Raw genomic sequence first — 20407 nt, 5'->3', positions numbered from 1 at the left:
TGCCGTGCCGACCGGCATATATTGATTCCGACTGGGGTGGGATGGTGACCGTTATTAAGGCGAAACATATGGGCGTGAACGCCACCAAGACGCTCCTGGCGGGCACGATCCTTTCGGCTGGCTTTGCGGCGGTGCCCGTTGCCGCGCAGGTCGCGACCCCGCCGGCTGCGGCTGCGCCCGAAGCGATGACGGTCGCTCCCCCGACGCAGCGCGTGATCCGCTCGCTGCGGGTCGAGGGTGCGCAGCGCCTCGAGCCCGACACGATCCTGTCCTACACCCAGCTTCGCGTCGGTGCGTCCTACACCAACGAGACGGTCGACCAGGCGATCAAGGACCTGATCGCATCGGACCTGCTGGCCGATGTCGAGATTGCAGGCGTCGAGACCGGCGATATCGTGATCCGCGTCCGCGAGAACCCGATCATCAACCGCGTCATCTTCGAGGGCAACAAGCGCCTGAAGGACGACAAGATCACCAAGGAAGTGAAGCTGGCGCCGCGCCAGATCTTCACTCGCACTGCGGTCCGCGCCGACGTGGCGCGCATCATCGAACTGTATCGCCGTCAGGGCCGCTTCGCCGCGAATGTCGAGCCGAAGATGGTCATGCTCGACCAGAACCGCGTCGACGTGATCTTCGAAATCCGCGAAGGGCCGAAGTCCAAGGTCCGCCAGATCAACATCATCGGCAACGAAGTCTTCTCCGACGGGAAGCTGCGCGGCGAGATGGCGACGAAGCAGGCGCGCATCACCTCGATGTTGAGCTCGAACACGTCGTACGACCAGGATCGCCTGGCCTATGACCAGCAGAAGCTGCGCCAGTTCTACCTGACCGAAGGCTATGCCGATTTCCGCGTGATCTCGGCCATCGCCGAGCTGACCCCGGACAAGAAGGACTTCATCATCACCTACGTGGTGGAAGAAGGCCCGCGCTACAAATTCGGTCCGGTTACCGTCGACAGCGCGATCCGCGACTTCGACGACAAGAAGATGGCGGAAAGCCTGCCGATCCGCGAAGGCCAGTTCTACAACGCCAAGGCAGTGGAAGACTCGGTCGAAGCGCTGAGCGAGACGGCCGGCCTGTTCGGCTATGCGTTCGCCGACGTGCGTCCGGAGTTCCAGCGCGATCGTGAAAACCTCACGATGACGATCAACTTCCACATCGCCGAGACGAACCGTACGTACATCGAGCGGATCGACATCACCGGCAACACCCAGACGGTCGACAAGGTCATCCGTCGCGAAATGCGCGTGGCCGAAGGCGATGCGTTCAACACCTTCCTGGTCAAGCGTTCGCAGGACCGCATCAACTCGCTCGGCTATTTCCAGGACAAGTTCGAGATCGAGCGCAAGGAAGGTTCGGCGCCGGATCGCATCATCCTGTCCGCCAATGTCGAGGAAAAGGCGACCGGCGAACTGACGCTGTCGGCCGGTTTCTCGAGCCTTGAGCGCTTCATCCTCCAGGCCTCGATCCGCCAGCGCAATTTCCGCGGCAAGGGCCAGACGCTGTCGGCCTCGGTCGATTATTCGAGCTATTCGAAGTCGGTCGAACTGGGCTTCACCGAGCCCTATCTGTTCGATCGCAACATCGCGCTGGGCGCCACGGTCTTCCGCCGCGACTATAACTCGTTCAACTATATCGGCACCGATCGCAACACGACCTACAGCCAGGTCTCGACCGGTATCCAGCTCGTCACCGGCGTGCCGCTGACCGAATACTGGACCCTGTCGGCACGCTACACGCTGATGCAGGACGAAGTGACGCTCGACAAGGCGAGCTTCTATTCGGATCTGAACAGCGATGGCGTGATCAGCGACAGTGAGTGCGATCCGCTGAAGGCCGGCCGCTATTATTGCGACGCGATCGGCACGCGCATCACTTCGCTGGTCGGCGTCTCGCTGATCTATGACAGCCTCAACAGCCGCCTGCGTCCGACCCGCGGCCAGCGGCTGGTGTTCGGCGCCGACTTTGCAGGCCTGGGTGGCGACGTTCGCTATGCCCGCGCCCGTATCGACGCCAAGAAGTTCTGGCATGTCGGCAGCGGCTTCATCGCCTCGCTCTCGGCCGAAGGCGGTTACATCCATTCGTTCGAGAAGAGCTCGGGCGGCGGGCTCGATCCGGTCCGCATCACCGATCGCTTCTATCTGGGCGAACCGCAGTTCCGCGGCTTCGACATTCGCGGCGTCGGTCCGCGCGTGCAGCGCATCGGCTTCACCGGCGATGCGGTGACCGGGAACCAGCTGCTGGTCACCGATCGCGACCAGATCGTCGACGACGCACTGGGCGGCCGCGGCTATTATCTCGCCAAGGCCGAGCTGGAAATTCCGCTGGGTGCCGGCGCGGCCGAAATGGGCCTGCGTCCGTCGATCTTCGTCCAGGCAGGCGCGCTATTCGGCATCCGCCGCCCGGACAAGACGATCGATTTCGTCCAGCGCACCGATGGCAGTGGCAACCTGTTGTTCAACGCCGATGGTTCGCCCTCGCTGCTGCCGAAGGACAATTTCATCAAGGATGCCAGCGGCAACCAGCTGTTCATCGTCAGCGCGTCCGACGCGGTGAACAGCGGTCAGCTGACCACCTGCCAGGTCGGCTATACCGCGACCTCGGGCGGCGCCTGTTCGGGTACGTCGGTCAACGCGATCTACAACATTCCGACCCAGCCGTTCCTGGAGCGTTTCGTGGGCGATTCGGCTCGCCCGCGTCTCGCGATCGGTGTCGGCGTGAACTGGAACTCGCCGTTCGGGCCGCTGCGTATCGACGTTTCCAAGGCCCTGCTGACCCAGCCGGGCGACGACCCCAAGCTCTTCACTTTCAACGTAGGGACTCAGTTCTGATGATCACCAAGAAGCTCCTCATTGCGAGCCTGCTCGCCGCACCCGCGGCGCTGCTGACGGCCGCACCTGCCGCAGCGCAGGTCCAGGGCATCGCCTCCGCCAATCCGATCATTGCGATCGCCAATTCGAAGGCGTTCGGCACTGCCAGCCAGCAGATCGCCACGCAGCACAAGGCCGCGATCGATCAGATCAACGCCCGCCGCGACGCGCTCGATAAGGAGCTGGAACCGCTCTACACGCTGATCGACACCAACAAGGACAAGGAGATTTCCGAGGCCGAGGTGAACGCTGCGCAGGCTGCCCGCAATCCGGCACTCGCCAGCATCAAGACCGCGCAGGACAAGGCACAGGCCGATATCCTCCGCCTGAGCACCCCGGTGATCCGCGCGCAGCTCTATGCGCTCGAGAAGATCCTCGAGAATTACGGCACCGCGCAGACCAACGTGATCAACGCGCGCAAGATCACCGTGATCCTGCAGCCGTCGGCGTTCCTCTATGCGCCTGAATCGGCCAGTGTGACCGGTGCGATCACCGCCGAGCTGGACAAGGTCATTCCGAGCGTGCCGATCCAGCCGCCCGCGAACTGGAACCCGTCGCAGACCACGGTCAACATGCTCGAGCAGATCAGCGAGCTGGAAAGCCGCCGCGCCGCGTCGCAGCAGCAGCAGGCTCCGCGTCCGGCAGGCGCCGCACCGGCACCCGCCGCTGGCCAGCCCGCTCGCCCGGCAACGCAGACCCCGCCCCCGGGCCGGTGAGCGACGAAACCATGACGGCAGGGACTGACTCTTCGGGTTCGGAGAGGGGCCCGCTGGATATCCAGCGGGTCATGGCGGCCCTGCCGCATCGTTATCCGCTGTTGCTGGTCGACCGGGTCGAATCGCTGATCGTCGATCAGCGGATCGTGGCGATCAAGGCGGTGACGATGAACGAGCAGTTCTTCCAGGGGCATTTCCCCGGGCGTCCGATCATGCCCGGCGTGCTTCAGGTCGAAGCGCTGGCCCAAGCCGCGGGCGTGCTCGCGGTCGAGAGCCTGGGCCTCGCCGGTTCGGGCAAGCTCGTCTATTTCATGAGCATCGACGGGGTGAAGTTCCGCAAGCCGGTCGAACCCGGCTGCCTGCTCCGCCTCGAGGTCGAGTTCGTCCAGAAGCGTTCGCGCGTCTGCAAGTTCGCCGGCAAGGCCTATCTGGGCGATGACGTGGCGACCGAATGCGAGTTCACCGCGATGATCGCGGATCCGCCGAAGTAAGCTCTACCTCCCGTTCGCTCTCAGGGCGAACGGGTGAGGTGGCATTCCCATAACTTGCACCCCGCGCCGCCCTCTGCTAGGCGCGCGCCTCCGCTGCTGGTCGGAACCAGTGGCACTTCAAGGAATTCGACGTGAAGAAAGATACCCATCCCGATTATCACACCATCACGGTGCAGATGACCGACGGCTCGTCCTACCAGACCCGTTCGACCTGGGGTAAGGAAGGCGACACGATGCAGCTCGAGATCGATCCGCTCGCGCATCCGGCATGGACCGGCGGCCGCGGCCAGCTTCTCGACGCGGGTGGCCAGGTTGCGCGCTTCAACAAGCGCTTCGGCGGCCTCAGCCTCGGCAAGAAGTAATCGGAAAAGGGTGTGGCGGACGCGCGTCGTTAACGCGCCGTTAGCCACACCCTCGTACGTTTCCCTGATGGTTCAGGGAAAGCCCATTGCATTCGCAGCAGAAATCGAACCCGCGGCTGCGCTTGGCCGGCGGCGTTCGATGCGTGCGCCCGTTTCGCTTGATGCGAAGATCGGCAGGGGCGGACTCGATCGGGCCCTGTGCAAGGTGACCGACCTGTCGCAGCACGGCGCCAAGCTGCAGACCTATTCCGAGCTTCGCGCGGGATCGATGCTGTGGCTGACCCTTCCCAAAGTGGGACATTGGGGTGCGCGCGTCGTATGGGCGCGCGACTTCGAAGCAGGTCTGGAATTCCAGAATCCCCTCAGTGAAGACGACTTCGAGGCGATCACCGCGTAACAATCGCGCGGCTTCCTCCGTATAAATCTCAATATTGCGTTAACCAAGAACGTTAGTCATGTTCCTCGCTTCACAGAGGGGGACTGTGAGTGCTGGGGCGTTCGCTTGTCTGCGCCATTGCGAGCTTTTTGATCGTCATGCCGGCTGCGGCAGGCGACCGCCCCGGCTTTACCCCCCGACCCGATGCGCTGAGCCTGTTGATGCAGGATGACGGCGTCACCCATGGCGGACGTATCACCACAATCAGGCTGCCGACCCCGACCGATTTCGGGCTGGGCGTGCGTCTAGCGCCCGTGACGATCCAGTCCGACGATCTCGTCACCTTCGAGGCGCTGGATCTGACCCCGATGGGCTATCTGCCGGTCACCAATGGCTGGGAGGGGCGTCTCGCCAGCCGTTTCCTGTTCGATGGCACACGCACGGCGGGGGAGGGGTGGCAATTGCCGGCACCCCAGACGCGCGGGGAAGCCCGGCTCGATCCGCGCAATGCTTTGAACGAAGGCCGGGCCAGCCTGCCGCGCGGCGGACGGCGCCGGACGCCGCTGAGTGCCAGCCTGGAGTTTCGCCTCGACGGGCGGCCGGACAGCCCTGCGTTCAGCCTGGGCGGCGGTGCGGCAACCGTGCTTAACGTCGTGAGGCCGCAGCGTTAGGCTTGCCCTGTGGGCAGGGCGCACTAGGCTGGCCCCATGAACCTGCGCCATATCGAGATATTCCACGCAGTTTACGTCAACGGATCGGTCAGCGCCGCGGCGCGCGCGCTGAACGTGTCGCAGCCATCCGTCTCGAAGATGCTGCGCCATGCGGAGTCGCTGCTCGGTTTCCAGCTGTTCCAGCGCACCAATGGCCGTCTGGTCGCGACCGAGGATGCGCATACGTTGTTCGCCGAGGTGAGCGAGATCCAGGAGCGCGTCTATGCGCTGCGGGAGGCGGGGCGGAACCTGCGTCGCGGATCGGGCGGGACGCTGCGGATTTCGGCGCTGCCTTCGCTGGCGTTGGCGGCGCTGCCGACCGCAGTCTCGCAATTCCTGCGAACGCATCAGGACGTGAAATTCGACCTCCAGACCGTCCATCACGACGATCTGCTGCGCAAACTCTATGAGCGCGAGACCGATGTCGCGATCGCTTATGAGGTGCCGCCTGCAACGCCGCTGGGCAATCGCTGGCTGGGGGAGGGCGAGCTGGTTGTTCTCTATCGCGAGGAGGACATGCCCGACGCGCCGCCGCGGCTGGAACTGGAGGCATTGCGCGGGCGCAAATTCATCAGCGTGGTCGGCAGCGGGCCGATCGGGCAGATCTTCAGCCAGGAACTGGCGCGGCTCGATCTGGATCTCGACGAGATTGTGTCGGCGCGGACCTTCTACATCGCCACGGCTTTGGTGCGGCAGGGCGTGGGAATGACGGTGGTCGACAGCTTTACCGCGCAGGCTTCGCTGACACCCGGCCTGTCGATCCGCCCGCTCAAGCCGCAGATCACGTTCGACGTCCACGCAATGTTTCTGCTCAATCGCCCGCCGACGGCGTTGGCCACCGATTTCCTCAAGACCCTCGGCCAGGTGATCAACGTGCCATAACGTAAGGGCATGTTCGGCCTAGCAGAGACTATGAGTCTGTTTCCAAAGGCCAAGTTACGGTCGGTGCCCTATGATCCCGGCACCGTATCTTCTCTATCTCGGTCACAGCACCGATTTCGTTGGCATCAAGACCTCGCGCGGTCTCGCGACTTTCCGTCCGGAAGATTGCGTCGGCGAGTTCCGTCATGACGATTGCCCGCTAACCTTGGACCTGCCCCGGCTGACCATTGCGGAGGGTGCCGAACGCGGCGCGAAGACGCTGGTATTGGGCATCGCCAATTCGGGCGGCGTGATGAGCGGCGATCTGGTGAACGATGCCGCGGCCGCGCTGGAAGCCGGAATGAACGTTGCCGCGGGCCTGCACCAGCGGCTGCGCGACGTGCCGCGCCTCGCCGATCTGGCGAAGGAACGGGGCCTTCAGCTGTTCGACGTTCGCGATCCCCCCGCAGACCTGGTGGTCGGCAACGGTTACCGCCGTGCCGGCCACCGTCTTCTGACGGTCGGCACCGATTGCTCGGTCGGCAAGATGTACGCGACGCTGGCGCTGACCACCGCGCTGCGGGCGCGTGGCGTCAAGGCGGATTTCCGCGCGACCGGCCAGACCGGCATCCTGATCGCCGGTGGTGGCATTCCCATCGACGCGGTGGTGGCGGACTTCATTTCCGGCGGGATCGAGATGCTCGCCCCGGCGCGCGACGACGATGGCTGGGACCTGATCGAGGGCCAGGGTTCGCTATTCCATCCGAGCTTTGCCGGCGTTTCGACCGGGCTGCTGCACGGTGCCCAGGCCGAGGCGATCGTGATGTGCCACGATCCGCTGCGCGAGAGCATGCGCGGGTTGAAGAACCGCAAGCTGCCGGGGCTTCGGGAGTGCCTCGACGCCAACCTGCAGGTTGCGCGGCTGACCAGCCCGGACGTGCGTGCGGTGGGCGTCTGCCTCAACACCTCGGCCATGGACCGCAACGAAGCGCTGGCGCTGTGCCGCCGGACCGAGGATCAACTGGGCCTGCCCACCACCGATCCGATCGCCTTTGGCGCCGAAGCCATCATCGACGAGCTGCTATGCCTCGCACCCTCCGCGCGCAGCACGATCGCTTCGCACTGAGCCGCCCGTTCCGCATTTCGCGCGGGGTGAAGACCGCGGCGGATGTGGTGACGGTGACGCTCGAGCAGGATGGCATGCGCGGGCTGGGGGAGGGCGTGCCCTATCCCCGCTACGGCGAAAGCATCGACAGCGCGATGGCGGAGATCGATGCTGTGCGCGATGCGATGGAAGCGGGTGCGAGCCGCGAGGAACTCCAGTCGCTGATGGAGCCGGGGGCGGCCCGCAATGCGGTCGATTGCGCGATGTGGGATCTGGAAGCGCGGCTTTCGGGCAGGAGCGTCGCCGAACTGATCGGCAATCCCGAGCCGCAGCGTCTCGCCAGCGCGCTGACCGTAGTCATCGACAGTCCGGCGGCGATGGGTGCCGCCGCGCGTGCCATTGCCGATGCGCCGCTGATCAAGGTGAAGGTCGACACCAATTCGCCTGACGAACAGATCGGTGCCGTTCGCGCCGCGGCGCCCAATGCGCGGCTGATCGTCGATCCCAACGAGAGCTGGGACGAGGGGCTGGTGCGTGCGCTGCAGCCCCTGCTGGTGGCGCTGCGGGTCGATCTGCTCGAACAGCCGGTCCCGTCCGAGAAGGACGAATGGCTTGAGGGCTTCACCCCGGACGTGCCGATCTGTGCCGACGAATCCGCTCATGTCGCGGGCGATATCGACCAGCTTGCGCGCCGCTATCAGGTGGTGAACGTCAAGCTGGACAAGACGGGCGGCCTGACCGCTGCCCTGTCGCTGGCCCAGGCCGCACGCTCCTGCGGCCTGGGCCTGATGACCGGATGCATGGTCAGCTCGTCGCTGTCGATCGCGCCGGCATTGCACATTGCGCGTATGTCGGACTTTGTGGACCTTGACGGGCCGGTCTGGCTCCGGGAGGATCGGCCGGACGGGGTTCGTGACGAGGGGGGCTATATGCTCCCGCCCGTGCAAGGTTTCTGGGGAACGCTATGATTTCGCGCCGCATCTCACTCCTGGTCGGGATCGCGGCGCTGTCGCTCGGTGCCGCGCCGAAGCCGCACCAGATCTATGACATCGTGATCCTTGGCGGGACGGTCTATACCGGCGACAAGGCGCCGTTCGTCGGCAATGTCGGCATCGTCGGCGACAAGGTCCATTATGTCGGGCCCGGCGACGACCTGATCGCCAAGCGGATCATCGATGCCAAGGGCATGATCGTCGCGCCCGGCTTCATCGATCCGCACACCCATATGGGCGACGATCTCGCTTCCAAGGATCCGAAGCGGCGGCTGATCCCGGCTTTCCTGATGCAGGGTGTGACCACTGCGTTCATCGGCAATGACGGCGGCGGATCGCCCGAGGTCGGCAAGGTGCTGGGCAGCGCGAAGGCAAAGCCGGTCGGCATCAACTATGCCGCCTATGTCGGTTTCGGCGCGATCCGTGGACGCGTGATGGGCGCGGGCGACCGCGCGCCGACACCGGTCGAACTGGACAAGATGAAGGGGCTGGTCGGCACGGCGATGTGCCAGGGATCGCTCGGGCTTTCGACCGGGCTGTTCTATGCGCCGCAGAGCTTTTCGAAAACCGGCGAAGTGGTCGAACTGGCCAAGGTCGCGGCGGCGCATGGCGGCATCTATGACAGCCATATCCGCGACGAATCGAGCTACACGATCGGGCTTGCCGGCGCGATCGAGGAAGTGCTGACCATCGCGCGCGAAGCGCAGATTCCGGTGCATATCGCGCATATCAAGGCGCTGGGCGTCGATGTGCAGGGTCAGGCGCCGAAGATCATCGCGATGATCGAGGCAGGACAGGCCGCGGGCCTGAAGATCACCGCGGATCAATATCCTTGGTCGGCCAGCGGCACGAGCCTGGTCGCGTCGCTGATGCCGCTCTGGGCGCAGGATGGCGGGCGCGCTGCGCTGCTCAAGCGCTTCGACGATGCCAGCCAGCGCGAGAAGCTCCGCGACGGCATCACCGAAAATCTGCGCAAGCGCGGCGGGGCGGAGAAGCTGCTGATCGTCGAGGGCAAATATCTCAACCGCACCCTTGCCGATGTGGCGAAGGAGCGGAACGAGGATCCGGTGACCGCTGCGATCTCGGTGATCCGCATCGCCGATCCGGGCGTCGTCTCGTTCAACCAGAGCGAAGACGATATCGCCGCCTTCATGAAGATGCCCTGGGTGATGACCGGATCGGACGCTTCGGGCGGTCATCCGCGCGTTTTCGGCAGCTTTGCGCGGAAATACGCCAAATATGTCGTGGCCGAGAATGTCATCAGCCTGCAGGATTTCATCTATCGCAGCTCGACGCTGACCGCGGACACGTTCGGCCTGACCAAGCGCGGACGCATCCGCGAGGGCAATTTCGCCGATATCGTGGTGTTCGATCCCAAGACCTATGCCTCGCAGGCGACCTATGAGCAGCCGCGGCTGCTGGCGTCGGGCGTGCGCACCGTTGTGGTGAACGGCATGCTGGCGGTCGATAATGGCGCGATGACCGGCAAGGCGGCAGGCCGCGCGCTGCCGCACAAATCGACGGGCACCTGCAAATGAGCTGGTGGTTCGGCATTCCGCTGTGGAAGCGCGTGCTCGGCGCGCTGGTGCTCGGCCTGGTCTTCGCCTTCGCATGGCCGGCGGGCACGCCCTATGTCGCGTTCATGGGCGAGCTGTTCGTCCGTGCGATCCGCATGCTGGTCGCGCCGATCGTGCTGGTCACGATCGCGGCGGGCATCACGACGCTGGCGGATCCCAAGCGGCTCGGCAGCCTTGGCGGGCGGACTATCGGGCTGTTCGCTTTCACCACCTTCGTGGCAGTCTCGGTCGGTATCCTCGTTGCGACGCTGATCCAGCCCGGCGTCGGCGCGCCGCTCGGCACCGCAGTCGCGCATGAGCTGGGCCAGAAGGTCACGCCCTATCAGCAGCTGATCGGCATCATCCCGCTCAACATCTTCGAAGCGCTGGTGAAGGGCGACATGCTCGCGCTGATCTTCGTCGCGATCCTGGTCGGGTGCGGCACGGTGGTCGCGGGGGAGGCGGGCAAGCCGTTCGCGAACCTGCTCCAGTCGCTGTCGGCGGTGCTGCTGAAGGTCGTCGGCATCGTGATGGAGGCGACTCCGTTCGGCGTCTTCGCACTGGTGGCCAATGCGGTTGCGGCGAACGGCGTGGGGGTGTTCGTCAATATCGGCTGGCTGGCGCTCGCGGTGGTGCTCGGTTCGCTGATCCAGATGGTGGTGGTGCACAGCCTGATCCTGAAGCTGGTCGCGCGGCTGCCGCTGATCCCATTCTTCCGCGGCATCGTCGATGCGCTGGCGGTGGCCTTCTCCACTGCGTCGAGCGGCGCGACGCTGCCGGTGGCGATGCGGGTGGCGGAGCAGAATCTGGGCATCGGCCGTTCGGTCTTCTCCACCGTTCTCCCGCTCGGCGCCAGCATCGGCAAGGACGGGACGGCGATGTATGTCGGCCTGCTGAGCATGTTCGCGCTGCAGGCGTTCGGCGTGCCGATGACGCCCACCGTCTATGCGCTGGTGCTGCTGACGGGTGCCATTGCCGCCTTCGGCACGGCACCGGTGCCGTCGGCTTCGCTGTTCATGCTGGCTTCGGTGCTGTCTACCGTCGGCGTGACAGACCCGCAGATCGCGCTGATCGTCGGCTTCGTCCTGCCGTTCGACCGGCTGCTCGACATGACCCGCACCGTGCCCAGCGCCAGCGCGAACCTGACCGTGGCGACCACCGTCGCGCGCTGGGAAGGCGATCTGGACGAGGAAGTCTACCGGTCGAAGGTCGATACCTGACCGCGGAACCGCCCGCCCTGCGGGCAGTTTCACTCGCGCAATGACCAGCGCGGCCGGCACTACCAACACCGATTATGCCCGCGGGCTGGCGCGCGCGTTCGGCGGCGCGATCCTGTTCGGGCTGCCGCTGCTGATGACGATGGAGATGTGGTCGCTCGGCCTCTATGCCCATCCGGCTCGGCTGTTGCTGTTCCTGTCGCTGAACTTCGTCATGCTGGTGTTCCTGTCGCGCTTCGGCGGGTTCGAGCATACCCTCACGCTGACCGAGGATATTCTGGACGCGCTGGCGGCATATGGTGTTGGCATCATCGCTTCGGCTGCGGTGCTCGCGCTGTTCGGGCTGCTGACGTCCGCCATTCCCGTCGGTGAAACTATCGGCATGGTCGCGGTGCAAGCCGTTCCAGCCAGCTTCGGCGCGATGATCGCGCGCAAGCAACTGACGGGCGGCGACGTCGAAGAGGATGAGGACCACGCCGCCCGCGCTTCCGGCTATGGCGGCCAGCTGTTCCTGATGATGGGCGGCGCATTGTTCCTCGCCTTCAACGTCGCGCCGACGGAGGAGATCATCCTGATCGGCTTCAAGATGACGCCATGGCACAGTGTGGCGATGGTGCTGGCATCGCTGTTCCTGCTCCATGTCCTCGTCTTCGCGGTGGGTTTTGCCGGGCAGGAGGAAGCTCCGGAGGGATATGGCTTTGCCCGCCAGTTCCTGACCTTCACCATTCCCGGCTATGCCATTGCGCTGCTGGTCAGCTTCTACGTGCTGTGGACTTTCGGCCGGGTAGACAGTGCGGAGATCGGTACTGTTGCCGGCACGCTGGTGGTGCTCGGCTTCCCTGCCGCGATGGGCGCGGCCGTTGCGCGGCTGGTGGTCTGATGGCGAAACGACAATCCGTGCCGGCGCCGCTGCTGGAATGGATCGCGGCGGGAATCGGGCTGATCCTGTTGATGATCGTGCTCGGTGCGATTGGCCGGGAAGCGATAACCGGCGCGGCAGACGAGCCGCCCGCAATCACGGTGACGGCGGGGCAGGTGACGCAGGTCTCGTCGGGCTTCGTGGTCGCATTCGAAGCGAGCAATGCGTCTCGTGGTACAGCGGCCGCGGTGGAGATCGAGGGCAAGCTGGCTTCCGGGGAGACGAGCAGCGCGACGCTCGATTATGTGCCCGGGCGTGGTACGACCTCGGGCGGGCTGTTCTTCAAGGCCGATCCGCGTGGTCAGCAGGTCGAGCTTCGCGCACTGGGCTATCAGACGCCTTGACGCCATGCTTGGCGGTTATGCCCCCAAAGCGGCGAAAGAATTGCGCGGGGGCGTTTTCGGTCTAGATTTCGGACCATGAAACGTTCGATGCTCGCGCTCGCCCTTCTCGTCGCCATGCCGGTTTCCGCTCAGGTCGCGCCGCCGCTGCAGCAGCGTGTCGAGACGGTGCTGGCCGAGGCTGGTCCCGGCGTTCGCTATGGCCTGGTCGTTACCGACGAAGCCGGGCGGGAGATCGTTGCGATCAATCCCGATGGGCGTTTCATCCCGGCATCGAACACCAAGATGTTTACGACGGCCGTCGCCTTCCACACCATGACCGGGCTGGACCAGCCTGACGTGACGGGCGGAACGGTGGTCCGGCTCGACGGCAAGGACGTGATCCTCGAGGGTGCGGGCGATGCGCGGCTGTCCAGCGCGGCGGATTGCAAGGTGGATTGCCTGGCGGTGCTGGCCGATGCGGTGGCGGCGCGGACGAAGCGGATCCGCGACGTGATCGGCGACGATACGCTGTTTCCCGACCAGCGCTGGAGCCAGGGGATGAGCTGGAACAACATCCCGTCGCGTTCCGGCACCGGCATTTCCGCGCTGACGCTGGACGATAACGAGCTGGCGCTGACGATCACGCCGGGCGCGGACGGTGCCGAGCCGAAGGTGGAGGGTTATCCCTATTTCACCATCGACAACCGGATCATGACGGTCACCGAGGGTAAGACCGATATCGGGTACGACCGCGATCCCAACGGCATGACCTTGCGTCTGACCGGCACGATCAAAGCCGGGGCTGCGCCCGAGGTGGTTCGTGTCGGCATCGACGATCCGGCGCATTATGCCGCGTGGCGTTTCCGGACACTGCTCGAGGCGCGGGGCGTGCGGGTAAAGGGCAAGGTGACCGTTCGCCGCCGTGCCACAGCGCCGGCCGACGATCCCGCCAATCGCGGCAATCCGCCTGTCCGCGCGCAGCGTGTGACCGGGTTGGCGCAACTCACCCCGCCGCCGCTGGGCGAGGACCTGACCCATATCAACAAGGTCAGCCAGAATTTGCATGCCGAGCTGCTGCTGCGCCGTGTCGGGCTGGTCCGCGGGACCGGATCGACGCAGGACGGGCTGGCGGCGGTGCGCGCGATGCTGACGCTCGCGGGTGTGCCGCGCACCGCATACGACTTTTCCGACGGTTCGGGCATGTCGACCTATAACCGGGTGGCACCGCGCGGGATGACGACTTTCCTGCGCTGGATTGCGGCCCAACCCTGGGGCGAGGCCTATCGCGCCACGTTGCCGATCGGCGGCGTGGACGGGACGCTGAACCGCCGCTTCCGCGGCACCGTTCTGGAAGGGCGCATCTTCGCCAAGACCGGCACGCTGAATGCAACCAATGGCCTGTCGGGCTATATGACGGCGAAGAGCGGCAAGCGGCTGATCTTCTCGGCCTATGCCAATGACGTGCCCGAAGGCGTGAGCGCGACGAAGTGGATGGACGCGGTGCTGGTGCTGATCGCCGAGGCGAATTGAGGCTGGTGCCTGCGCAGCCGCTTGGATAGCTTCAGTGCATGAGCATCATCCGCGCAATGCTATCGCTTCTTGCCCTGACCTCATTGGGCGCCGCGCCATTGCCGGCCATGCAGGATGGATCATCTCGCCAGAAGCCTCCCGGTGAGGGGGTGCTATGCCTCTGGGCCATATCGACGGCGATGGAGGAAGTAGGAAGGCGTTGCACAGCCGGACAGGATAAGGAGTTCCAGCTGGCCTTGAGCGAAGGCAACGTGAAGTTGCGGAGCTTTGTGCTGGCGAACTCGGACATGACCGTTGAGGGCGCGACTGCATTCCAGAAGCAGATGGCGCACAAGGATATGCCGACCGCGGAAATGTGTCAGGGCGACACGCTGTCGCTCTACGAGCTTATGCGCAAAAATGGCGCAGCAAAGCACAGGAGCAGCGTCGACGAGCATGTCGCAAAGCCTGGAACACCGAGCTGGGGCGCTTGCCTCTAACCAAACGCCCTAACCACCGCATCGCCCGTCTCGGGCCGCAGCACGAAGATCCCGCTGTCGAAATGCCGCGTCGGGTGCACCCGGTTGGTCAGCAGCGTCCAGGCGAGGCCGCGCTCGAAATCCACCCACAGGCCGGTGCCGGTGAAGCCGGTATGCCCGATGGTTTCGCCCGAACAGGCCTGACCGCCCGACCAACCCTCGAACTTGCGCTCCCAGCCGCAGGTGCGGTGTTCGTAGTAAGGCGTGCGCATCGCTTCGAGCATCGCCGGGGACGCGCCGGTGCCGTCGAGCAGGCCCTGCGCAAAATCGAGCACGCCATCGACGGTGCCGAACAGACCTGCATGACCGGTCTGTCCGCCCATCGCCGAGCAATTCTCGTCATGCACCTCGCCCTTCAACACGCGACCGCGCCAATGGCAGAATTCGGTCGCGACGGCGGGGCCGGGTGGCGGGCCGAAGGTCAGGCCGGGGTTCAACCCCCAGTCGCCCAGCGGTGCGCCGGTGATCCGCTCGATGGCGATGCCCAGCAGAATGAAGTTGATGTCCGAATAGACCGGCTCGGCCACATGCCGCCACTCGCGCTGGAGCACGAAGGCGCGCAGACGGGCGGGATCGTCGCCATAGGTGTAGATCGGCTCGACCGCGGGGAAGAAGCTGCGATGCGACAGGCAATCGCGGAAGGTGAGCTTCCGTTCTGCCGCGTTCGCCACGTCATATTGGCGCAGGTCGGGAATGGCGGTGGTGAGCGGTGCGTCGAGGTCCAGCTTTCCCCAATCGGCGAGCTGGAGGATCATCGTGGTGGTCGCGATCACCTTCGACACCGAAGCGAGATCGAACCAGTGAACCGGAGTCAGGATCTCGGGTTCGGGGACCAGCGCGGCCATGCCTTCGGTCTTCGTCCAGCGGCGGCCGTCCGCCGCCACCACGCCGAGCGTCGCGCCGGGAATGCGTTTATCGGCAATGGCTTGCGCGGCGGGTGCAAAGGCGTCGTCGATCATGCCGCAGCCGTCTCATAGGGCCGCGCTTTTGCGCGCGCGATCAGCGGCAGGAACAGCAGGGCCGCGAGGCTGATGACGCCCGAGGCGAAGAAGAAGGCGTCGAAACCGGTGGCGTTCAAACCCTTTAGCCAGGGCGCCTGGTTCAGCCGCTCGACGATCGCGCCGCCTGCACCCGCCAGCAGTCGGGATAGCAGGAAGGCGAAGCCCGACAGGAACGCATATTGCGCGCCCGGATAGCGTGGGCTGCAGAGCATCGACAGGTAGACGACGAACACCGCCCCGGCCATGCCGTTACCGAACTGGTCGAGCGCGGTGGCAATGTAGAGCGTCATCTCGTCGCGGGGCATATGCGCCAGCCAGACGAAGCCGAAATTGCCGATGGCAGCGAAGATCGCGCCGACGGTCAGGGTGAATGCCGAAGGCCAGCGCGTGACCATCCAGCCGCCGAGACCGACGCCGATGATGGACGAGGCCAGTGCGATGATGCCGTCCGCCCGCCCGATCTCGGTCTTGGTATAGCCGAGGCCCAGGATCATCGGCTTGGACAGGTTCAGCGCCAGCACGTCGCCCATGCGATAGATCGACACGAACGCCATCAGCGTGATCGCCAGCGTGCCATATCGCCAGAAGAAATCGACATAGGGGCCGATCGCGGTCGACGTACGGAGCGGCGAATCCGGTCCGGCCTTGCGGATGCGGGGCAGGGCAATGGCCATGGCGATGAAGGGCAGGGCGGAGATGCCGAGCACCCATGGCGTCACATTGGTCTTGGCGTCGATACCGATGCCCGAAGCGGCGCTGAGGATCAGCCAGCCGGCCGCGGCGGTCACCAGCCCGATGGCCAGCAGGATCACGGCGCTCGCTCCCAGTCCGCTCGCCAGCGCGGTCCAGCGCGAGCCGCTGTCGCCGCGCGAGGGCTGGGGCGGGAGGGATGCGAGGATGGGGAGGGGAATTGCCGCGGCAAGCGTGATCAGCAGGTAGGACGAGGTCCAGCTGGGCTCGATGTGGAGGCTGCGCAGGGTACCGGCGAAACTGCCCGATGGATCGGCGAAGATCAGCGCGCCGCTGCCGGCCGCGACCATCGCGGTACGGTAACCCCACAGGTTCGACGCGGCGATCGGTCCCTGTTCCTCCTGCGTCGGTGCCAGTTCGATGCGCCATGCGTCGGCGGCGACTTCCAGCGTGGTCGTCCAGAAGGCGAGCAGCACTGCGAACAGCGCGGTGACCGCCAGATTCGCATCCGACGCAGTCAGCGTCATCGCGGCCATCGAGGTGACGATGCCCAGCTGTGACAGCATGATCCAGCCGCGGCGCTTGCCCCAGAAGCGGGCGAAGCCGGGCACGTCGTACTTCTCCAGCAGCGGCGCCCAGAGGAACTTGAAGGTCGGCAGAAGCTGGACCCAGGCGAAGAAGCCGATGATCGTCAGCGCGACGCCATGCTCGGTCAGCCGCGCCGACAGGATGGTCGAGAACATGTAGAAGGGCAGGCCGGCCGAGAAACCCAGCAGCACGTAGAGTGCCATCCGCCCGATTCCGGGCTTCACCGCGGGCGGCGGCACGTCGGCGGTGGCGGTCACGGGGGCCTCAGCCATGGGCCGAAATCCCCAACGCACAGTGATCGAACGCCATTTTCAGTCCCCCGCCGGATGGATCCCCACGCTCGGCTGGCACGCGCGCGCAGTCAATGGCGGGGAACATGACACCAGTGTTGCAAACGCAACACGCTTTGGAGGGGAAGTGTCACAGAAAATGCCAATTGGTTATGGCCCGGGGAACAGAAACTATGGCGCGCCGCAGCATTCTTGTTACTTAATGCCGAACTACGCATCGGGAAGTGCGAGTTTAAGGGGGTTTAGACATGGTTGGATCAACTTCGTTCAGAATGGCTCTGGCGTCGGGTACTGCGCTGCTCGCGCTGTCCGTCGCGCCTGCGGCCTTCGCGCAGAACGCCACCGCACCGGCAACGCTGCCTGAAACGCAGCAGGCCGAGCCGGAAGCGACGCAGGGCGAGATTCTCGTCACCGGTTCGCGCATCCGCCAGAATCCGAACAACAGCGCGCTGCCGCTGCAGATTATTTCCACCGAGGAAATCCAGCGCAACGGCATCAGCAGCCCCGAGCAGCTGATCATGTACCTGAGCACCAACGGCTCGGGCGCGGACAACCTTGCTTCGAACGCCGATGTCACCACCGGCGCGCAGCGCGGCACCAACGGCCTGTCCGCCGCCAACCTGCGCGGCCAGGGCAGCTCGGCCACGCTGGTCCTTCTCAACGGCCGCCGCGTTGCGGCTCACGGCCTGTCGGGTTCGGCGGTCGACGTGAACCAGATCCCGTTCGCGGCGATCGAGCGTGTCGAAGTGCTGAAGGACGGCGCTTCGGCGATCTACGGCACCGACGCGGTCGGCGGCGTGATCAACTTCATCACCAAGAAGGACTTCCAGGGCTTCACCGCGACCGGCTTCGCCGACGTGACCGAAGCAGGCGGCGGCAACATCTACCGTGTGTCGGGCCTCGCCGGTTACGGCGACATGGACAAGGACGGCTTCAACATCACGTTCGGCGCTTCCTATAGCTGGAACAGGATGCTTCGCGGTTCGGATCGTGACTTCGTGAACGGCAACCAGCCGAACCGCGGCCTTTCGATCGATACCCGCGGTACCCCGATCGCGACCGCGTTCAACATCGGTGCGAACACGCAGCCGGGCAGCATCACCGCTGCCGGTACGCTGCTTTCGGGCCTGACCATCACCGCGAACGGCGCGAACGTGGCAGGCGGCGGCATCAACCCGCTCGACGTTCCGGGCGGCGCGGGCTGCGAGTCCTTCGACGGCGGCATGGCCTATGACCAGGCGCTGTGGAATACGCCGAGCGCATTCTACGCCTGCGCCTGGGATACGGGCCGCGCCGCTGTGATCCAGCAGCCGATCGAGACCCTGACCTATTATGGTCGTGGCGTCTTCGCGCTTGGCGGTGGCCACGAACTGTCGTTCGAAGTGACTGGGTCCGACGCGGATTCGGCCAAGAGCTTCTCGAACGCACAGCTTTCGGCGAACACCACCAACCTGCCGATCGCCTATCCGCGCAATGCGACGACTGCCGCGACCTATGACTCGGTGGTCAACTCGATCCGCAGCATCATCACCAACCCGACCGAGCTTGCGGCATTCAATACTCGCGCAGCGCTGAACCTGCCGATCTCGTATCGCTGGCGTTGCGAGGCCTGCGGCCCGCGCGAATATCGCACCAACACCAAGACCCTGCGCGGCGCTCTGGCTCTCGAAGGCCCGCTGTGGGAGGGCTGGGAGTATCGCACTGGCGCGTCCTACGCGAAGAGCGAGTCCTCGTCGGTTCTCGGCTCGGGCTATTACTATCGCGGTACGCTGGCCAATGGTGCGATCGATCCGAACGCACCGGCAGTCACCGGAACGACCCAGCGCGGTCTCGTCGGCGTGATGAACTCCGGTCTGATCAATCCCTTCAGCCTGACCCAGACTGCAGCCGGCCTTGCCGCGCTTGAGGCGGTCTCGGCCGAGGGTGCTGTGTTGTACGGCGGCCGCTATGAAGTGCGTCAGTTCGACTTCTCGGCTTCGGGTCCGCTGTTCGGCGTCTGGGGCGGCGAGGTTCAGCTCGCGGCCGGCATCGATATCCGCAAGGAAACCTATGAGTTCAACGGTTCGGATGCCGCTGCGGCAACCGCTCCGGTGATCTTCCTGGCGGCGTTCGACAACGTCAACGCGCTGACCCCGAAGAGCCGCACCGTGAAGGCGGCCTATGCCGAATTGCTGGTGCCGCTGTTCCCCGGCTTCGAAGTCACCGGCGCGCTGCGCGTCGATGATTACACGGGCTTCGGCAGCACGGTGAACCCGAAGATCACGGCGAAGTTCCGCCCGATCGATCAGGTCATGTTCCGCGGTTCGTACAACACCGGCTTCCGCGTTCCGTCGTTCAACCAGATCTTCAACGGCATCACCGAATCGCCCTATTCGGGTTCCGATCTGGCCGATCCGGTCCGTTGCCCCGGCGGCGTGCCGACCTCGGCATTCGGCAGCGGCCAGCCGTGCGCGCAGATCCGTCCGAATATCTACACCGGCGGCAATCCGACCATTGGGCCGGAGACTGCGAAGCAGTTCAGCGTCGGTATGGTGGTTCAGCCGGCTACCGGCTTCAGCTTCTCGGTGGACTGGTGGTCGATCGCGGTCGACAACTCGATCCAGCTGCTGACGCTGCGTCAGCTGATCGAGAACGCCGCGCTGTTCCCGGATCGCTTCATCCGCGCACCCGGCACCAACGACGTGGTGGTGATCGACCAGCGCTGGATCAACGCCGGTTCGCGCCGCACCCAGGGCCTCGAATTGTCGGGCCGTGGTGCGATCGACGGTCTGGGCGGCCGCTTCTCGTTCGGTGCGGACGGCACGCTGCTGCTCAAGAAGCGTGAGAAGCTGACCCCGACCTCGGCCTATGGTCCGAGCCTGGTCGGCGTGTTCTCCTTCGCCGGCGATCTCGGTGTGCGCTGGAAGCACAACGCGTTCATCAACTACACCACCGGTTCGCTGAGCGTGAACTTCAGCCAGATCTTCCGTAAGGGTTACAAGAACTTCGCGCTGCCCGGCATCGCGGCTGGCCTGGTGACCCGTCCGGATTACAATCCGATGGTTTCGGATTACGCGATCTACAACGCATCGATCAGCTATAGCGGCTTCAAGCCGTTCAAGGTGACGCTCGGCGTGAAGAACATCTTCGACACCGATCCGCCCTTCGCCATCACCTATGATGGTAACACGGGTGCGGGCAGCAGCTGGGAACCGCGCGTTGCGGATCCTCGCGGCCGTGCGTTCACCTTCGCGCTCGAAGCGAACTTCTAAGACGCCGGGATGCGCCGTCCGATGGCCGGCGCACTCCGCAA

The 20407-nt window shown here is 65.0% G+C and carries 18 protein-coding genes; 16 read left to right on the top strand and 2 right to left on the bottom strand.

Features of this window, described 5'->3' with window-relative positions; translation table 11 throughout:
• The first annotated feature begins 41 nt into the window (after positions 1 to 41).
• From bamA to P1X14_RS01705, 15 genes are all read left to right on the top strand, one after another.
• Positions 42 to 2831 (top strand): outer membrane protein assembly factor BamA, encoded by a 2790-nt coding sequence (gene bamA / locus P1X14_RS01775; protein WP_277313582.1) that lies wholly within the window; start codon positions 42 to 44, stop codon positions 2829 to 2831.
• On the top strand, positions 2831 to 3586 hold the full coding sequence (locus P1X14_RS01770; RefSeq protein WP_277313581.1) for an OmpH family outer membrane protein: 756 nt from the start codon (positions 2831 to 2833) through the stop codon (positions 3584 to 3586). Before bamA ends, P1X14_RS01770 begins: the two co-directional genes overlap by 1 nt.
• An 11-nt stretch (positions 3587 to 3597) precedes the next feature.
• Entirely contained in the window at positions 3598 to 4077 is a 480-nt protein-coding gene (gene fabZ / locus P1X14_RS01765) for a 3-hydroxyacyl-ACP dehydratase FabZ (protein WP_277313580.1), read from the top strand.
• Between the two features lie 131 nt (positions 4078 to 4208).
• Positions 4209 to 4439, top strand: a complete 231-nt coding sequence (rpmE, locus tag P1X14_RS01760) for a 50S ribosomal protein L31 (protein WP_277313579.1) — start codon at positions 4209 to 4211, stop codon at positions 4437 to 4439.
• A 139-nt stretch (positions 4440 to 4578) separates the two neighbouring features.
• Entirely contained in the window at positions 4579 to 4836 is a 258-nt protein-coding gene (locus P1X14_RS01755) for a PilZ domain-containing protein (RefSeq protein ID WP_277313578.1), read from the top strand.
• 137 nt (positions 4837 to 4973) lie between these two features.
• Positions 4974 to 5486 carry a hypothetical protein gene (locus tag P1X14_RS01750; protein ID WP_277313577.1) on the top strand — a complete coding sequence of 171 codons (513 nt, stop codon included), beginning with the start codon at positions 4974 to 4976 and terminating at the stop codon, positions 5484 to 5486.
• A gap of 36 nt (positions 5487 to 5522) precedes the next feature.
• Positions 5523 to 6407: a LysR family transcriptional regulator gene (locus tag P1X14_RS01745; RefSeq protein ID WP_277313576.1), complete on the top strand. Its 885-nt coding sequence runs from the start codon at positions 5523 to 5525 to the stop codon at positions 6405 to 6407.
• A gap of 70 nt (positions 6408 to 6477) precedes the next feature.
• The gene (gene dgcN / locus P1X14_RS01740; RefSeq protein ID WP_277313575.1) at positions 6478 to 7512 is read left to right on the top strand and encodes an N-acetyltransferase DgcN; all 1035 of its coding nucleotides are present in this window, start codon (positions 6478 to 6480) and stop codon (positions 7510 to 7512) included.
• Positions 7470 to 8459: an N-acetyl-D-Glu racemase DgcA gene (gene dgcA / locus P1X14_RS01735; RefSeq protein ID WP_277313574.1), complete on the top strand. Its 990-nt coding sequence runs from the start codon at positions 7470 to 7472 to the stop codon at positions 8457 to 8459. Before dgcN ends, dgcA begins: the two co-directional genes overlap by 43 nt.
• A complete protein-coding gene (locus tag P1X14_RS01730; protein ID WP_277313573.1) occupies positions 8456 to 10021 on the top strand; it encodes an amidohydrolase family protein in 1566 nt (521 codons plus the stop codon). Before dgcA ends, P1X14_RS01730 begins: the two co-directional genes overlap by 4 nt.
• A complete protein-coding gene (locus P1X14_RS01725; RefSeq protein WP_277313572.1) occupies positions 10018 to 11259 on the top strand; it encodes a dicarboxylate/amino acid:cation symporter in 1242 nt (413 codons plus the stop codon). The genes P1X14_RS01730 and P1X14_RS01725 overlap by 4 nt, the downstream gene beginning before the upstream one ends.
• A 40-nt stretch (positions 11260 to 11299) precedes the next feature.
• Positions 11300 to 12136 (top strand): TIGR02587 family membrane protein, encoded by an 837-nt coding sequence (locus tag P1X14_RS01720; RefSeq protein ID WP_277313571.1) that lies wholly within the window; start codon positions 11300 to 11302, stop codon positions 12134 to 12136.
• Entirely contained in the window at positions 12136 to 12519 is a 384-nt protein-coding gene (locus tag P1X14_RS01715; RefSeq protein WP_277313570.1) for a hypothetical protein, read from the top strand. The genes P1X14_RS01720 and P1X14_RS01715 overlap by 1 nt, the downstream gene beginning before the upstream one ends.
• 75 nt (positions 12520 to 12594) lie before the next feature.
• Positions 12595 to 14028: a D-alanyl-D-alanine carboxypeptidase/D-alanyl-D-alanine-endopeptidase gene (gene dacB, locus P1X14_RS01710; protein ID WP_277313569.1), complete on the top strand. Its 1434-nt coding sequence runs from the start codon at positions 12595 to 12597 to the stop codon at positions 14026 to 14028.
• Positions 14029 to 14066: 38 nt separating this feature from the next.
• A complete protein-coding gene (locus tag P1X14_RS01705) occupies positions 14067 to 14507 on the top strand; it encodes a hypothetical protein (RefSeq protein WP_277313568.1) in 441 nt (146 codons plus the stop codon).
• On the opposite strand, the gene P1X14_RS01700 is transcribed toward P1X14_RS01705, so the two are convergent.
• Together P1X14_RS01700 and P1X14_RS01695 are read right to left on the bottom strand one after the other, a co-directional pair.
• Entirely contained in the window at positions 14504 to 15505 is a 1002-nt protein-coding gene (locus tag P1X14_RS01700) for a serine hydrolase (RefSeq protein WP_277313567.1), read from the bottom strand. The genes P1X14_RS01705 and P1X14_RS01700 overlap by 4 nt on opposite strands.
• On the bottom strand, positions 15502 to 17097 hold the full coding sequence (locus P1X14_RS01695) for a permease (protein WP_277313566.1): 1596 nt from the start codon (positions 17095 to 17097) through the stop codon (positions 15502 to 15504). The genes P1X14_RS01700 and P1X14_RS01695 overlap by 4 nt, the downstream gene beginning before the upstream one ends.
• Before the next feature lie 290 nt (positions 17098 to 17387).
• On the opposite strand from P1X14_RS01695, the gene P1X14_RS01690 reads away from it, so the two are divergent.
• Positions 17388 to 20366, top strand: coding sequence for a TonB-dependent receptor (locus P1X14_RS01690; RefSeq protein ID WP_277313565.1), 2979 nt, complete (start codon positions 17388 to 17390; stop codon positions 20364 to 20366).
• Positions 20367 to 20407: the final 41 nt, after the last annotated feature.

The organism is Sphingomonas sp. AOB5 (assembly GCF_029433115.1).
Taxonomy (GTDB): domain Bacteria; phylum Pseudomonadota; class Alphaproteobacteria; order Sphingomonadales; family Sphingomonadaceae; genus Sphingomonas.
This window is presented reverse-complemented; position numbering and strand designations above follow the sequence as displayed.

Bases quoted from the DNA above. Each gene is read 5' to 3' on its own strand.
- bamA (WP_277313582.1), top strand. From the start codon at position 42: ATGGTGACCGTTATTAAGGCGAAACATATGGGCGTGAACGCCACCAAG.
- P1X14_RS01770 (WP_277313581.1), top strand. From the start codon at position 2,831: ATGATCACCAAGAAGCTCCTCATTGCGAGCCTGCTCGCCGCACCCGCG.
- fabZ (WP_277313580.1), top strand. From the start codon at position 3,598: ATGACGGCAGGGACTGACTCTTCGGGTTCGGAGAGGGGCCCGCTGGAT.
- P1X14_RS01755 (WP_277313578.1), top strand. From the start codon at position 4,579: ATGCGTGCGCCCGTTTCGCTTGATGCGAAGATCGGCAGGGGCGGACTC.
- P1X14_RS01750 (WP_277313577.1), top strand. From the start codon at position 4,974: ATGCCGGCTGCGGCAGGCGACCGCCCCGGCTTTACCCCCCGACCCGAT.
- P1X14_RS01745 (WP_277313576.1), top strand. From the start codon at position 5,523: ATGAACCTGCGCCATATCGAGATATTCCACGCAGTTTACGTCAACGGA.
- dgcN (WP_277313575.1), top strand. From the start codon at position 6,478: ATGATCCCGGCACCGTATCTTCTCTATCTCGGTCACAGCACCGATTTC.
- dgcA (WP_277313574.1), top strand. From the start codon at position 7,470: ATGCCTCGCACCCTCCGCGCGCAGCACGATCGCTTCGCACTGAGCCGC.
- P1X14_RS01730 (WP_277313573.1), top strand. From the start codon at position 8,456: ATGATTTCGCGCCGCATCTCACTCCTGGTCGGGATCGCGGCGCTGTCG.
- P1X14_RS01725 (WP_277313572.1), top strand. From the start codon at position 10,018: ATGAGCTGGTGGTTCGGCATTCCGCTGTGGAAGCGCGTGCTCGGCGCG.
- P1X14_RS01720 (WP_277313571.1), top strand. From the start codon at position 11,300: ATGACCAGCGCGGCCGGCACTACCAACACCGATTATGCCCGCGGGCTG.
- P1X14_RS01715 (WP_277313570.1), top strand. From the start codon at position 12,136: ATGGCGAAACGACAATCCGTGCCGGCGCCGCTGCTGGAATGGATCGCG.
- dacB (WP_277313569.1), top strand. From the start codon at position 12,595: ATGAAACGTTCGATGCTCGCGCTCGCCCTTCTCGTCGCCATGCCGGTT.
- P1X14_RS01705 (WP_277313568.1), top strand. From the start codon at position 14,067: ATGAGCATCATCCGCGCAATGCTATCGCTTCTTGCCCTGACCTCATTG.
- P1X14_RS01700 (WP_277313567.1), bottom strand. From the start codon at position 15,505: ATGATCGACGACGCCTTTGCACCCGCCGCGCAAGCCATTGCCGATAAA.
- P1X14_RS01695 (WP_277313566.1), bottom strand. From the start codon at position 17,097: ATGGCTGAGGCCCCCGTGACCGCCACCGCCGACGTGCCGCCGCCCGCG.
- P1X14_RS01690 (WP_277313565.1), top strand. From the start codon at position 17,388: ATGGCTCTGGCGTCGGGTACTGCGCTGCTCGCGCTGTCCGTCGCGCCT.